Consider the following 14,981-nt stretch of genomic DNA (forward strand, 5'->3'; position numbering starts at 1 on the left):
CAGTTCAGAATCTTATTCCAAGAACGACATCTATTTTCCTCTCATGCGCTGACACACTATCTGGGATTATTATAATGACGAAATGGCATCGTCTCCTGATGATCCCACCAACGACTGTAAAAGACACCTTTTTTCTTCTCTACTAGATCAAGTTCATGCTGACCATATTCCTGAATCAGTAATTTCACTTGCGCTAGCTGCTCCGCTGTTAAGATCAAATCATTATTACCATGTGTACTCACTTTATACTGAGTGTATAAGACTGGTTTTGTGACAACGAAGCAATAAATACCCAACCAAGACCAGGCACTTTCCTCGGGCTTTGGCTCTGGAATCGTCCCTAATTTCAAAAACGACAGGGATGCAGCACCCGCACCAACAAACACAAGTGGGCCTGCAACAAAAAGCAAAATCACAGCGATTACAAATCCGGCCATCATACAATATTTCGCCATATCTTTTCGTCGTTCACTTCCGACTTTTACGCCATAGGAATAGAAGCCTGATGCTGTGATTTTCTGGTAGTATCGTGTTGGAAAGCATTCAGCGCCTAATGTCATCACTATTACTGGAAAAGGAATCAAAAAAAATCCAAATAACAATAATTGGTATACAAGTTCATGATCTCTTAGCCCAACATACATAAATAGCAATGGAATAAATGCAATAAAGAAGAACATAAAAAATGGTAAACCCCACTTACCATAGCGTCCCCAATAGTCAACTTCCCATTCCATTATTGCGGGTTCATCTTTCACGATCTGCGCATAAATTTCTTCACATTTCTCCTGACGATGAAGCCAGTGTTCAAGACTTTGGTCTGTGTTGAGTTGATGCTGTACCTGTTGATATTTCTTTTTTATCTGATCTATGTGCAGACTAATCATACGTGGTTATTTCTTTAATCTATGACGGATAGTTTAGGGATTAAATTAAATAAAACAATCATCAATAAAAGGTGAGGATAATCTCACCTTTCAAAATCATCACATTTTATATGGCATTGTTTCCTGATGATCAAACCATCGATCAAAAAAGCTATCTTCTACTCGATTAATCACATCTAATTCATGCTGTCCATATTGAGAAATAATATTTTTCACTTCATAAATTTGCTCTTTCGTTAAGATGAGATAATTTTTCCCATGCGTTCTGACTTTATACTTGTCATATAGAAATGGTTTATATTCTTTCACAATGCTATATACACCTAGCCAAGGCCAGGCACTCTCCTCCGGATCAGGCTCTGGGATATTTCCGAGCGACAAAAATGATAGAGAGGCTGCACCGGCACCTGCAAAAATAAGTGGCCCGGCAATGAAGAGTAATATCACAGCAACAACAAAACCGCCCATCATACAATACTTAGCCATTTTTTTTCGTCTTTCGCTTCCCACTTTAACGCCATATGAATAAAACCCAGATGCGGTTATTTTCTGATAATAACGAGTAGGGAACCACTCAGCACCTAAAACCAAAACAATTATTGGTAGTGGAACTACAAAAAAACCAGCAAGCAACCCCATTAATATATCTTCATGATCTCTTGCAAACCAATAGACTGTAAACATAGGTATAAAAGTAAACAGAAATGATGCAAAGAATGGTAACCCCCACTTACCATATCTCCCCCAGTAGTCAACCTCCCATTCCATAATGGCAGTTTCACTTTTTACAATTTTCACGTAAATTTCACGGCACTTATCTTGTTGATCTTTCCAATATTCTAAATTGGGATCATTATTGAGTTGTTGTTGCACCTGTTGGTATCTTTTTTTAATGTGTTCCATATATAAGGAGTCATTCTCAGACGATACTATTTATTGCGGACATTTAGATATTCTAGTTAAGACATTCAACCAAAAAAGGTGAGCTTAAGCTCACCTTTTCCAATTTATTTATCTGTTGCTGGCATCTCACGGTTTGGCGCTTTTACTCTACGGAATGGCATCGTCTCTTGATGCTGCCACCAACGGCTAAAAAATACACCCTCTTCTTTATCCAAAATATCAACTTCATGCTGACCATATTGTTTTAAAATCTCTTGTACCTGTACTAATTGTTCTTTTGTTAAGATCAAATAGTTGTCACCATGTGTTCCTACCTTATAAAGATGATACAAAAATGGCTTCTTCAATAACACAAGACTATAAATCCCCAACCAAGGCCAGGCACTCTCTTCTGGCTCAGATTCTGGAATCGAGCCTAATTTCAAAAAAGACAGCGAAGCTGCACCAACTCCAGCAAATACCATTGGTCCTGCAAAAAAGAGCAAAATGATGGCGATTGCAAAACCACCCATCATGCAATATTTCGCCATCTTTTGACGCCGTTCACGGCCAAGCTTTACACCATAGGAGTAAAATCCAGATGCTGTGATTTTCTGGTAGTAGCGTGTGGGGAACCATTCAGCACCAAGTACCATGATCAAGATTGGTAATGGCAATACACAAAAACACATAAACAGGATCTGATATATATCTTCTTGATCACCTGCCAACCAGTATAGTGGAAAAAGTGGAACAAAGGTAAAAGCAAACAGCACAAACACTGGTAAGCCCCATTTTCCAAATCGGCCCCAATAGTCAACCTCCCACTCTAATATTGCAGGTTCTTTCTTGACCTGATTTTTATAAATCTTACGACATTGTGCATATCTTTTAGCCCAGTCTTCTAAATTAGGTGCAGTGTTTAACTGATGTTGAACATGCTTATATTTTTTCTTAATACTATCTAAATCTTTCATTTTACACTCTTTACTTGTAGCCAATAGTAACCAATTGTGTTTTTTCACTGGCTCCGAATTTCAATACATTAGAATAGGGTAAAGAAGCTTTTAAATCGATCAAATCATCCCCAAAAGCACTTTCAACTTTTTTAACTGCTGCTTTCATCCCTTGTGCATTAATACCGGGTGCATCAAATGATGCTGGCAATGCCTGCATATCAAAGCAATGTGGCGTTACATGACTTTGAGGCTGTTTTCTACTTTCTAGAGCATCAGGATACCACACCAATAGCAATAAAGAATCCAGTTGATTTCCGTAAGGCCGAGGCAACCAGAAGCGATAGAGATGATTCATTAATCCTGTTTCAGGCCAGGTATTGATATAGTTAACATTATCGTTTGGTTTAGTCGGCAAACGGGGTTCCATACCCACTTTCACTGGTGAAAATGGCCTTTTATTCTTAATCCATTCAGGGAAAAAAGCATCTTCTTTCCCCACCTGCACATAGCTGCTCTTTGAATTGTTCTTGCTGTACCACAACGCTTCAATACGCACCACTTTTTCTTGCAGTTCTTGAGGAAAATCAACCATTATCCAGTACCCATTGACTCCATACAGAGAGTCACTCATCTGATGGTTATATGGAACAGGAAGATCTTTATAGCGGTTCGCTAGAGTCGGTTGATAATAGACTGTCGGTTTATTTTTCAGTCGTGCCAACGCATCAAATGCTTTACGATAACCATTAAGACTGTACTCCCTGACAATGTTTTCATCACCAAACTCAGATAAATTCACCCAAGGCGTTTTAACTAACCAATTGGTGACGTCATCTTCCCGAATATAGTTCAAGTAAGCAGTACAAAAAGCATAAACCACACCAGCAACCAAAGCTGGCCCCGTTAACAACCACAACGGTATAGCAGCCCCAGCCATAGCTGCAATTTCTAATGCCCCTGTAAGTGCGAATGTGGCCGTTGACGTAGCCTTAAGCGCGTGAATAACCCGCGTAAATCCCTTAGCTTTCATAAAGTCATACACGATTATTTGATATGTCTCATATCCTGCTGCATATACCAATGCTAAATTTGCACCTAAACCAACCATAATGGCTCGACGAAGTATGATCTGATTTTCGATTTCTAGAGCATCCATCCCTTTTATTGTACTAAATAAATTTCTGGACTTGAGTGATTTATAAATATTCTCTTCATAATGACTAGATTTTAAAGCATCCAACATCCCTCGAGCTTCAGCTAAGTAAGCAGACTTATTGATGCTCAAAACCGAATCAATCGCATAACCCACGCGATACTTAATGGTATATTCGTCTTTATCATCCTTTTTATGTTTTTTAGATATATTTTGAGTATCCTCAATCAATGCCAAGAAGTTTAAGCTTGTAATCGTAAGGTGGAGTCCTCGCGAACCAAAACTCTCCACTGCATCATAAAACTTTTCGGCTTGGTTAATGATGAAAGCTTTAAATATTCTTCTAACTTTTTTATTTTCAAAATCAAAAATATCAAATATTTTCTTTCTAATTTTCAGTATCTTGTCTCTTTGTGCCTCAATATCTTCCAGCGTTGCATTTCCAGCCCCTTCCACCTCCATATAGATCAACCAGTGAATTGCTCTTTTCTCCTGGTCACGCAACTTAACCAGTTCATCCTTCATTCCTTTCGATAAGTAAATCTCACCGTTTACTATTTGATTCGATATTAATGAAGATATCCACCTTGTTCCCCATTTCATTTCGGGGGCCGTTTCTATCACATTTACAGAAAGTCTCAGCTGTTCACTTAATGAATGTTGAATAAGGCGGTTCACAGAAAAAATAACCTGCTGTGAAAGAAGGTTTTCAGCACCTTTTATAAACGATTTTTTTATATTTCGATAACGACTAAGAATATTAGTCTCATACCAATTCCAATTTTCAAGGGATTCTTCTTTGAAAGCGCCAAAAAAGCTCACAACACCGACAGTCAAAGCAGACTGGTCTGCGCGCGAACCTTGAAGATGCCACTGATGCGACTCTTCAATGAGCTGACTCAATTGTCCATGCTCAAAACCCATTTCAGCAAGATGATTGAACGCATCATTCGGTCCGTGTTCAATAAGATACCTTATATACTTTTCAAATTTATTTTTTAACGTCTGACTTCCTTGATAAATCAAACTTCCGATGATGTTTATCAATGGCTCGCCAGGATTAAACTGATTTTTATGCTGTATCAGATCATTCCCTTTAAGAGTATGCTCAAGACCAAATTGAAAGTTTGTGACAAAAGAGACGAATTCATCGGATTGTTCTTCACACTCCAAATCAAAAGATAAATGTTCAGGTGAGACTCCCAACATATTGAGCGTCACAAAAGAACATTTAGAAATATACTGAACCCAATTATTGTAGGCGATCTTTGACTCAGTTTGTTTCACAATGACTTCATTTACATCATTTAATAAAACTCGGCTTTGCCACTTTGTCAGTTCTTTCGATTTTTTATAGTATTCTTTCTGACGTTCCCTCATCGGATTTTTCGTTTGTATCCCTAAGACATTCGTTTTTTCTTCAAGAATATCAAAATAATTCAAGCTACCATCATAGTCGTACATGTTTTTCACATCGGATTCGAAATCTTTAAGTCCCTTTTCATCCAGACTGTTCATCGCATGCAAATAAACCAGACCATCGTTGACAGCCTTCGTCAATTTCGCCTGCAACAACTCATCACCTTCCACTTCTTTCGCCAGTGGATCATCCGGTAAAGGTTTCAGGTTACAAAAATCCCCGACTGCTTTTGCCAGGTTCAGTTCTGGTAGGTTTTTCTCTTGCCACTGAGACCGAAGATCATTGGCCAGAATGGTGAGTTTCAGGCTGTCTTCCGCCAGTGCAATGCCATCTTCGATAATCAGGATATCGGCATGCAGGGGTTTTTCCGGATCAATCGTATCCAGATAGGGTTGGTTCGACTGAACCGGTGTGAAATGCTCTTTTTCTGCCTTGGCATCTTTTTCTGCCTTAGCATCCTTATCGTTGCTGCCGGGTTTAACATCGGTGTCCGCTTGATTCGTCGGCGTGGTGGTATCGGCAAAGCGGTGATCCTGAATGGCAGGGCCGGCATCAATGTCGGCAACCAGTTGAGGCAAGTCATTGAAGACTTCTTCTTCACCTTTTGTGCTGACCAGCCTTTGGTTGAAATCGTAAACGGCCCCGGCATTTTTCGTCAGCGCCTGACGGAATTCCGGATCGCCCGTAAACTGGCTGCGCTGTTTTTCTGTCCATTCCCGTTCAGAAAAGACGATGTAGGCCCGGCCATTCAGACTGTGGCATGGCAGATAAGGGGTTTTCTCATCGTTGCGCTCAAACAAACCCTCGGTATAGCGAAACTCATGCAATTCATCGGCGTGCGGGTAACGTGCCGCCAGATTCGTATTCGCTGCGACATAGTAGACATACACATAACCTTCACGCAGTTGGCGAATGGTCAGCGAATGCGCCGTTTCGCTCGCAAGCGGATGGGCATGAACCTTGTATTTTTCACTTAAGGCTGCCTGAATCGGGTGTTTGCCCTGCTTCTGCGCCAGAACCAGACTTTGATTATAAGGCGCTTCAACCTCATCCAGCGCATAACGGCCCAGACAGAGCTTGATGGTCTGAATATCTGCTGCGGTCGTTAAAGATGCCACGCGCACCACGGTGGCCTGAGGCGCCAGCAGGTTTTCCTGAGTCATTGGCGCGAAGTCCCCGCCAAGTTTCGGCTGTGCATAGTGGTACAGCATATTCTCGGCGAGGTTATAATCTTCAATCAGCACGGCCGGGAAGGTATTCCGCTGCACCCCTTCTGCCTGGTTCTGTGGCGGATCGATCTTCAGCGTTTGACCGACACGAAGACTGAACAGCGGATCAGAAATATCCAGCCCGTTGAATTCAGCCAGTTGTTTCGGCGACAGATCATAAAGCGCAGCGATACTGCTCAAGCTCTCATGGCCCAATGCATCATTAATCGCTTTCACCTCGTGGGTTCTCGGCTCTGGGTTATCCACTGGCGTTTTATTCACAATCACCACATCCCCGGCCATCACCCGTTCGGTCTCGCTCATCTCCTTGAGATAGGGGTTGTAGTCCAGCAGCGTTGCTTTGGAGATACCGGCGCTCGCCGCCACTTCATCCAGGGTGGCATCTTTTTTCACCGGAAAATAATCAATGCTCAATACCGGGCTTGCTTCGGCGGCGTCTGGTACTTCCACCGGTAATATCAAGGTTTCACCGGGGAAAATATGGTCTTTACGATCACCAACCTGATAATCCGGATTCGCTTCAAGCAGCTCGCTCAGTTCGATTTCATGAGCTTTGGCAATCGCAGTCAGGGTATCCCCTTTCTGGATGGTATACAGCTGCCCCTGCCCCTGATGCTGAACCACATCCACCAGATTCTGCTGCGCAGTTTTGCGCATGGCATCCAGATCGAGCAGGGTGGCATGTTTATCCAGCCACGCCCCATCCATCCGATCAAATTCCTGCTGGGTCAGCTTGTGCGGGGAATACAATAGATGCTGCCGTTTCGCAGGTTGATCCTGCATCCGCCACGGCAGGATCAGCGTGCTGAGTTCATGGTCGTCCAGCAATTCATCGGATAACTGGCCCGCGACCGACTTCGTAACCTGATACTGCCAGTTCTCATCATCTTCTGTGATTTTATACTCATGGAGCAGAGCATCGGCCATGAAATGGTAATAGTAACCTGAAGTCGGCAGAGCTAACCGGTGTCCGATTTCGACAGCCAACTGTACCGGCATAAACGCATCGTGCGCTTTCAGAGTGTTGACCGGGTCTGGCATCACCGAATCAATGGAGGTTTTCAGCACACCTGCACCACTTTTCACATGCAGTGACTTCGCTTCATGCACCCGCAGCTTTGAGACATACACCACTGCATCTTTGTTTTCGATGCGCTGCAATGCTTCCGTTTCTGCTTCCGCCGCGGTGGGCGCAACGGTGATGGCTTCATCTAATTTCAGCGCTTTGAATGTGTCTTCCGAGCAGGTCAGTTCAACCGCGTACTCAAACTTCGGGACATCATTGAGTGGCTCTTTCAGATATACGACAGCTGTTTTGGAATCCTTTAAACTCCCCATCATCAATCCCATGAAATCAAGCCAGGGCTTTTCTTCTGATGCCTGACCTGCAGGTAATTGAACTGTATCAATCGCAGCAATATGTTTCTGAATGCCAAACCCCTGTTTTTCTGAATACACAGAAAATTCATCCAGTGACGTCGCAACTTGTGCAAGGCTGTCGGGTCTTTGTTCCAGCTCGTCCAGTTGCTGTACGGTCAGTTGCTGAGGGGAGAAATAAACTTGGATACCGTTAGATTTTTGCTGCGGTTCCCCCTGAACTTTATAAGGAACCCAAACCAGAGGAGACGAAAAACACTGTGATACACGGCGCTCTTCTGCCTCATATTTTGCACGGGCCCGGTAATACTCAACATCAATCTCGTTATATAAGCCACCGGATGTAATCTCCAGCTCGCGCCAGGCCTTTCCTTTCCAGAAAAGATACAAAAAGCCACCCTTCAGGTCTGCTACTTTTGCCTTGTCCTGGCTTTCATCCAGATAAACCATGGCACGGAAAGGGACGAATACATTTTCCCATTCCGCTTTAGTGGTCCCTTTTTCCACGGGCTGCACATCGCGCGCCACCAGCAGATTCAACGGTGGAAATCCGCCTTGCTGTGACAGAGACATCGATACGTTTCGGGGTTCCGTTTGCAAAGAACTGAACACCACTAAACTGCGATGCTTCGCCAGAAAATCAATATCGTGTCTTTTCTCCTTGTCGCACTGCTCAGCGGTTTTTGACAGCTTCAGTTTTGTGTGAGTCGAAGAGAACTGTCCGGCAACTTCAACCACAATTTGATGCTCAGGAATGATTTCTCGCTTTGATTCAACGGGTGGTAGCTGTGAGGCATAACATTCCATATCAACCAACGGCTCATAGCCCGCTTTTGGATAGCACTCTTCAGGGAGGTTATCATTCCATTGATTTTGATCTTTTTTATCTGACGACATGTGAAATCTACTATGTTGTTATTTGGTGAGATTATTCTTATTTTTTGGCAGTTCTTTTGCGTGAAGGAGAAAAGGACAAGCCAGTACAGATGCCTGCCTGATCATCAGGAAGCAGCATGATTATTTTTCGAAAAAACAGGTTGTCAGAATATCAAAACAATTTCTTGCGCAATAAGATTGATAACAAAGCGACATTGAGGATAGGAACAGAGATCAAAAATCTAAAATTCTGTTTCAGCGTCATTTAATATTTTCAGGGTTCATCCCTAAAAAGCGTCTGCTTATTCTCAGGACAAACAATTACCACCATCGGCGGTGGTTCAGGGGTGACAAATAAAAAAGCAGCCCCGACTGGGACTGCCTTTGATCGATATTTGCAAAGTACACTTTTTGGGCTGGTTTTGTTACACCTGTTGTGCCTGTCCTTTCTCAGCAGCTTTGGCAGCAAGCTTGCGCTTGTCACGCCAGTTACTGAATAAAGGCATCAGCAATGCAAGGACCGCCAGAATCATGATGGTTAATGTCAATGGACGCTCCCAGAGGAAGGCAAAAGAACCATCAGAAAGTGTCAGTGAGCGACTGAGGTTTTTCTCCAGAATATCGCCCAGAATGAACCCCAGCAGCATGGGTGCCATTGGAAAGTTGAGCAATTTCAGGAAAGTCGCAATAACCGTGATCAACACCATCAGTTGAATATCGAAGGCGTTGAAGCTAACCAGATACACACCGGTGATCGAGAAGAACAGGATCAACGGGATCAGAATCGGACGCGGAATCACCAGCAACCGTGAGATATACGGGATCAGCGGCAGGTTCAGTATCAGCAGCACCAAGTTGCCAAAGTACATCGAGATGATGACCGACCAGAATACATCCGGGTTATCGACAAACAGACGCGGGCCCGGCTGAATGCCGTAAGCAATCAATGCGCCCAGCATAATGGCAGTCGTCCCCGACCCCGGAATGCCCAGCGTCAGCAGTGGAACAAACGAACCGGTTGAAGCGGCGTTATTCGCGGACTCCGGTGCCGCCAGACCACGCAGGGCACCTTTACCGAACTTCTCTTTTTCAGCTTTCGGGGCCAGATTTCGCTCCATACCGTAACTCAGGAAAGACGCAATCGTCGCCCCTGCGCCCGGCAAAACACCCACCAGAAAACCGAATACGGAAGAACGTGCCACTGTTGGGGCCACATGCTTCACTTCTTCTTTGCTCAGCTTCATGCTGCCCAGATTATTCATATCCATCTGGGCGTCTTCCTGCTTGTGCTCACCACGCAGCACGGTCATCACAACTTCAGTCAGTGCGAAAGTTGCCATCGCCAGCAGCAGGAAGCTGATGCCATCAATGAGATCCACATTATCAAAGGTAAAACGTGGCACGCCGGTCATCACGTCATTTCCGACCGTAGAAATCATCAGGCCGAAAACTGTCATCATCAAAGCTTTCAGCACTTGTCCCTTGCCAGAAAAAGCCGCAACTGCCGTCAAACCCAGAATCATCAGGGCAAAGTAGTCGCTCGACTGGAAGCTCAGCGACACTTTTGCCAGTGCCGGGGCCGCAAACAGCAGGATAATGGCGCCAACGGTACCCCCGGTGAAAGACGAATAGGCCGCCAGTGCCAGCGCTTTCCCGGCCTGATTTTTCTGGGCCAGTGGGAAACCATCAAATGCCGTCACGACTGTACTTGAACAGCCCGGTGCATTAATAAGAATGGAAGATGTCGAACCGCCAAATACCGCGCCATAATAGACACCCGCCATGAGAATGATGCCGGAAGAAGGGTCCAGACCATAAGTAATCGGGATCATCAGGGCAATCGCAGAAATCGGCCCCAACCCCGGCAGCATGCCGATAAAGGTGCCCGCAAAGCAACCCACAACCACCATCATCAGATTGAACGGCATAACCGCCGTGCTCAATCCTGATAAGATTCCATCAAACATCGGGTTATCCTCCCAGCAGACCAGTGATGAGACGACCAGGCGCCAGATAAATGTCGAGGAGCTGGGTCAGCAAAAACCAGAAACCGGCAGCAAAGGGGACAGACGCCAGCAATAGCATCTTCGGACGACGCTCGCCCAGCAGCCAGTAACCGCCCACCAGAAACACAACGGTCGACAGCAGAAAACCAATCCATTCCAGTGCTGCGGCAAAGATCAGCATCAGTACCAGTAATTTGGCCATCAAGACAAAATCCAGTCCGCTCAGGTCGAGTTTGTCGACCTCGCTGCGGCTGGCGGTCAGTAACTGACACAATGAAAAAATAATGCCCATTCCGGCGAGTGCCAGCGGCAGAGATTTCGCGTGGAACGGCTGAAATTCATCTCCGGGGAACAAAACAATTTCACTGCCGTAGTATCCGTAGGCGATGGACAGGCATAAAAACACCAGCCCACCGATATGATCTTTCGTTATCGTCATGGTCATCCTCACCACTATCAGACCCAGCCTTCATGACCAAGGCCGCTTTGTTACTACGCGCACCACCCGGCAGGCGGTGCGCAACAACGTCATTCAGACAGGGATTATTTCAGGAAGCCCAGCTCACGCATCAGGTCACCGATTTCTTTTTCCTGCAGGGCCAGGAAGGAAACGAACTCTTTGCGTGGCTTGTAGATTTCTGTCCAGCCATAGCGGTCACGAACGGTTTTCCACTCTTCCGTGCCGTACATTTTGCCCAGCACTTCGGCAAACTCATCCGCTTTTTGCTCGCTGATCCCCGGTGCCGCGAAGAAACCACGCCAGTTCACGAAGGTCGCGTCATAACCCAGTTCTTTCAGGGTCGGGACATCCGGTGCAGACGGAGAACGCTTGTCGCCTGTCATCGCCAGAATACGGATTTCACCGGCATCAGCCAGACTCAAGGCTTCACTCAGACCGGTCGACAGCAGCGTCGTTTCACCAGACAGCAGGCCCGCCATGGCTTTACCGCCAGCATCATAAGCCAGATATTTCAGACGACGCGGTTCACCACCACCGGCTTTGAATGCCAGCGCAGCAACCAGATGGTCCATGCTGCCCCGGGCCGAGCCACCGGCAACCGTAATACTGCTTGGGTTTTTGTTGTAGTCGTTGACGATCTCAGTAAAGCTCTTGTACTTGGAATTTGCCGGGACAACAAAGGCAGCATAGTCACCAACGGTTGCAGCAACAGGGGTCAGATCGCGGAAAGATTGCGGGAACACTTTTGACAGCGAACGAATCACAATGGGGGTGGAGTTCACCATTAAAGTGTCGGTCGATTGTTGCGCTGTTTTGATCAGGTAAGCAATCGCTTTACCGCCGCCACCACCCGACATATTTTCATATGAAATGGTGTCGACCAGCTTGGCATGTGACAGGACTTCACCCGTTCCACGAGCCGTGCTGTCCCAACCGCCACCGGCACCGCCCGGCACCAGAAAATGAATCGTATCGACTTTCGCCTGAGCGCTCATACTCAGTGCGGAAGCCATCACGGCAGCGAGTACAGACACACGTTTGCGGGAGATAAACTGATTAAACATACCTTTTCCTCGTTATTAGACTGGGTTCCATTGCCCTGGCCTGATTCGCCGTACCGGTCTGTCACCCCGGTTTGCCGGCTCAGGCTCTGATATTGCTTTCATCCAGAATGAAAGTATGTCAGCCCCGGAAATATGAAAAGATTGTAAAAATAATGTGAATATTGGGCTTAAAGTGTATTAAGTTCATATTGTTCACAGCAATTTCACCCCACTGACGGTACACTGTTTCGCTTGTGTTACTCCGGTGGATGGAACTCACCTGTCATGACTAAGCTGTTGTCTCTGCGCCATTTTCGACTCAGAACCAGAATGATCCTGATTCTGGGCTTGATCGCGATCCTGCAAACCGGTGCCCTCGGCCAGTTCACCATTCGTTATCTTGACAGTGTGTTACATGAACAGATTGGTCAGCAGGCCATGCGGGTCGCGCAGACGATTGCGGCTTCACCGGACGTCATCCGTGCTGTTTCAGAAAAAAATACGGCCTTCCTCCAGCCGCTCAGCATCCGAATGGCACAGGCAGCGCAGGCACGTTTTGTGGTGATTGGTGATGAAAAAGGGATCCGTCTTGCGCATCTCAATCCGCAGCGACTCGGTAAATCTATGTCGGACGACGACACCGACGATAACAGCCAGGCGCTGATTCACGGCAAGTCCTATGTCGCACTGGATCAGGGCAGTATCGGCTGGTCAATCCGCGGTAAAGCACCAGTCTTCAGTGCGGATGGTTCCCGCATTATCGGCATTGTTTCCGTCGGCTATTTGCTGACAGAAGTTGACAGTATTGTCAGCCGCCACCAGCTCTCGATGATTGTCGCCATCACTCTGGCGTTTCTGTTCAGCGTGCTAATGGCTTTGTGGTTTGCCGATCATTTCAGAAAAGCCATCTTTAATCTGGAACCGGAACAAATTGGCCGGATGTTCCAGGAACGAAATGCCACACTGGAAACCGTACGGGAAGGGATTGTCGCCATCAATCAGCATGGCATCATCACGACCTTCAACCACGCGGCAATTAAAACCCTGCAACTGCCGGAAGACGAAGTCTACATTGGGCGTCACATTACCGATGTGCTGCCCGACAACGGGATGCTGGCTGTGCTGAAAAGCGGCGAGCACCATTTCGATAAAGAAATCTGGCTCCATGATCACAACCTGATTGCCAACCGTTTCCCGCTGATCCAGAACAGTGAAGTCACGGGCGTGGTGTCCAGTTTCCGGCTGAAAAATGAAGTCGATCTGGTCAGCCGTAAACTCACTCGCATCCAGCAATATGCCGAGAGTCTCCGCAGCCAGTCTCATGAGTACAATAACAAGCTACACACGATCGCCGGTCTGATTCAGATCGGGGCTGTCGAACAGGCGCTGAACCTGATCGGTCAGGAAACGTCCAGCCATCAGAGTTTTATTCAAACAATTATGCGAGCAACATCAGACAGTATTCTCGCAGGATGCCTGCTGGGGAAATATAATCGTGCCCGGGAACTGAACCTGGAGCTGCAAATTGAAGACAACAGCCAGATGTCGGATATTCCCCCGGCTTTGCCCCGGGAACAACTGGTCAGCATTCTCGGCAATCTGATCGACAATGCGCTGGAAGCCACCCTGCATCATCAGGGTTCTGGCGGGATTGTCACCCTGAGCATGAGCGACTTCGGCAAAGAACTGATTTTTGAAGTCGATGATCAGGGGCCGGGTGTTCCTGCCGGCGACGAAGATAAAATTTTCACCCGCGGCTACACCACAAAAAACAAAGAAGGACACGGTATCGGCCTGCATCTGGTCAAACAATTGACCGAGCATCTGGGCGGTTTCATCACCGTTGAGCCGGCCGAGCCTTCCGGGAGTCGCTTTACCGTTTATATCCCAAAATCGCTGCGCCACGCTGACAGCGCCGTACATGGAAGTGAGGAACACCAATGACAGCACCCATTTCTGTCGTTATTGCTGAAGATGATCCGCAGATCGCGGAAATACAACGCAGATTTGTTGAGAAAACACCGGGCTATCAGGTGGTGGGCATCGCCCACGGTTTAGACGAAGCCCGCGATTTAATCGATGTCTTCCGGCCCCAGCTGCTCTTGCTGGATAATCAGTTCCCGACCGGGACAGGGCTGGAGCTGCTTCGTGAAATCAGAGCCGAAAATTACCATACAGATGTGATTCTGATTACCGCGGCAACGGAAGTCGATACACTGCGCACCGCAATGCGAAGCGGCATTTTTGACTACATTCTCAAACCCGTGGTGTTTGAGCGCTTGCAGTCAGCCCTGTTTCACTACAGCGCACACCTCAATAAACTGTCGGATATGGAATCGCTGGTACAAAGTGATGTCGATGGCCTGTTCCAGCCCGCCAACTCAGATGCGGCCAATCTGAACAACGGTCATTCCAGTACCCCTCGTTTGCCGAAAGGTATCGACAGCCTGACGCTGGATAAAATCCGTCATGTCTTCACCCGTCCCGGAATCCACCTGAATGCGGAACAGGTCGGTCAGGAAATCGGGGCCAGCCGCACCACAGCACGCCGGTATCTGGAATATCTGGTCAGCACAGATGAGCTTTGTGCCGAAGTGTCCTACGGCAGTGTGGGACGGCCTGAAAGAAAATACCGCAGCCCGCAATAAGCGGCTGCGGGGGTTCTCGGAAACACAGCCAGTCGCTGAGA

At 46.6% G+C, this 14,981-nt stretch carries 9 protein-coding genes; 2 read left to right on the forward strand and 7 right to left on the reverse strand.

Annotated features, from left to right (window positions below):
* Window positions 1–56: 56 nt before the first annotated feature.
* The 7 genes from EA58_RS19145 to EA58_RS19175 form a co-directional block, all read right to left on the reverse strand.
* Window positions 57–887, reverse strand: coding sequence for a hypothetical protein (locus EA58_RS19145; protein WP_036756715.1), 831 nt, complete (start codon window positions 885–887; stop codon window positions 57–59).
* 99 nt (window positions 888–986) lie between these two features.
* Window positions 987–1,790, reverse strand: coding sequence for an MFS transporter (locus EA58_RS19150; protein ID WP_036756717.1), 804 nt, complete (start codon window positions 1,788–1,790; stop codon window positions 987–989).
* 104 nt (window positions 1,791–1,894) lie between these two features.
* A complete protein-coding gene (locus EA58_RS19155; RefSeq protein ID WP_036756719.1) occupies window positions 1,895–2,746 on the reverse strand; it encodes a UbiA prenyltransferase family protein in 852 nt (283 codons plus the stop codon).
* 10 nt (window positions 2,747–2,756) lie between these two features.
* Complete coding sequence (locus EA58_RS19160) at window positions 2,757–8,804, reverse strand: LysM peptidoglycan-binding domain-containing protein (RefSeq protein WP_036756722.1); 6,048 nt, start codon at window positions 8,802–8,804, stop codon at window positions 2,757–2,759.
* Between the two features lie 404 nt (window positions 8,805–9,208).
* On the reverse strand, window positions 9,209–10,750 hold the full coding sequence (locus EA58_RS19165) for a tripartite tricarboxylate transporter permease (protein WP_036756724.1): 1,542 nt from the start codon (window positions 10,748–10,750) through the stop codon (window positions 9,209–9,211).
* A 4-nt stretch (window positions 10,751–10,754) separates the two neighbouring features.
* Window positions 10,755–11,228, reverse strand: coding sequence for a tripartite tricarboxylate transporter TctB family protein (locus EA58_RS19170; protein WP_036757026.1), 474 nt, complete (start codon window positions 11,226–11,228; stop codon window positions 10,755–10,757).
* A gap of 104 nt (window positions 11,229–11,332) precedes the next feature.
* Window positions 11,333–12,313, reverse strand: a complete 981-nt coding sequence (locus tag EA58_RS19175) for a tripartite tricarboxylate transporter substrate binding protein (RefSeq protein ID WP_036756727.1) — start codon at window positions 12,311–12,313, stop codon at window positions 11,333–11,335.
* Between the two features lie 264 nt (window positions 12,314–12,577).
* On the opposite strand from EA58_RS19175, the gene EA58_RS19180 reads away from it, so the two are divergent.
* Both EA58_RS19180 and EA58_RS19185 read left to right on the forward strand, forming a co-directional pair.
* Entirely contained in the window at window positions 12,578–14,236 is a 1,659-nt protein-coding gene (locus EA58_RS19180; RefSeq protein ID WP_051642247.1) for an ATP-binding protein, read from the forward strand.
* Window positions 14,233–14,940 (forward strand): response regulator, encoded by a 708-nt coding sequence (locus EA58_RS19185; RefSeq protein WP_036756730.1) that lies wholly within the window; start codon window positions 14,233–14,235, stop codon window positions 14,938–14,940. The genes EA58_RS19180 and EA58_RS19185 overlap by 4 nt, the downstream gene beginning before the upstream one ends.
* Window positions 14,941–14,981 lie beyond the last annotated feature (41 nt).

The organism is Photobacterium galatheae (genome assembly GCF_000695255.1).
Taxonomy (GTDB): Bacteria; Pseudomonadota; Gammaproteobacteria; order Enterobacterales; family Vibrionaceae; genus Photobacterium; species Photobacterium galatheae.

What these genes read in the sequence shown, in the direction of transcription:
- EA58_RS19145 (WP_036756715.1), bottom strand. Translation starts at nt 887, where the DNA reads ATGATTAGTCTGCACATAGATCAGATAAAAAAGAAATATCAACAGGTA.
- EA58_RS19150 (WP_036756717.1), bottom strand. Translation starts at nt 1,790, where the DNA reads ATGGAACACATTAAAAAAAGATACCAACAGGTGCAACAACAACTCAAT.
- EA58_RS19155 (WP_036756719.1), bottom strand. Translation starts at nt 2,746, where the DNA reads ATGAAAGATTTAGATAGTATTAAGAAAAAATATAAGCATGTTCAACAT.
- EA58_RS19160 (WP_036756722.1), bottom strand. Translation starts at nt 8,804, where the DNA reads ATGTCGTCAGATAAAAAAGATCAAAATCAATGGAATGATAACCTCCCT.
- EA58_RS19165 (WP_036756724.1), bottom strand. Translation starts at nt 10,750, where the DNA reads ATGTTTGATGGAATCTTATCAGGATTGAGCACGGCGGTTATGCCGTTC.
- EA58_RS19170 (WP_036757026.1), bottom strand. Translation starts at nt 11,228, where the DNA reads ATGACGATAACGAAAGATCATATCGGTGGGCTGGTGTTTTTATGCCTG.
- EA58_RS19175 (WP_036756727.1), bottom strand. Translation starts at nt 12,313, where the DNA reads ATGTTTAATCAGTTTATCTCCCGCAAACGTGTGTCTGTACTCGCTGCC.
- EA58_RS19180 (WP_051642247.1), top strand. Translation starts at nt 12,578, where the DNA reads ATGACTAAGCTGTTGTCTCTGCGCCATTTTCGACTCAGAACCAGAATG.
- EA58_RS19185 (WP_036756730.1), top strand. Translation starts at nt 14,233, where the DNA reads ATGACAGCACCCATTTCTGTCGTTATTGCTGAAGATGATCCGCAGATC.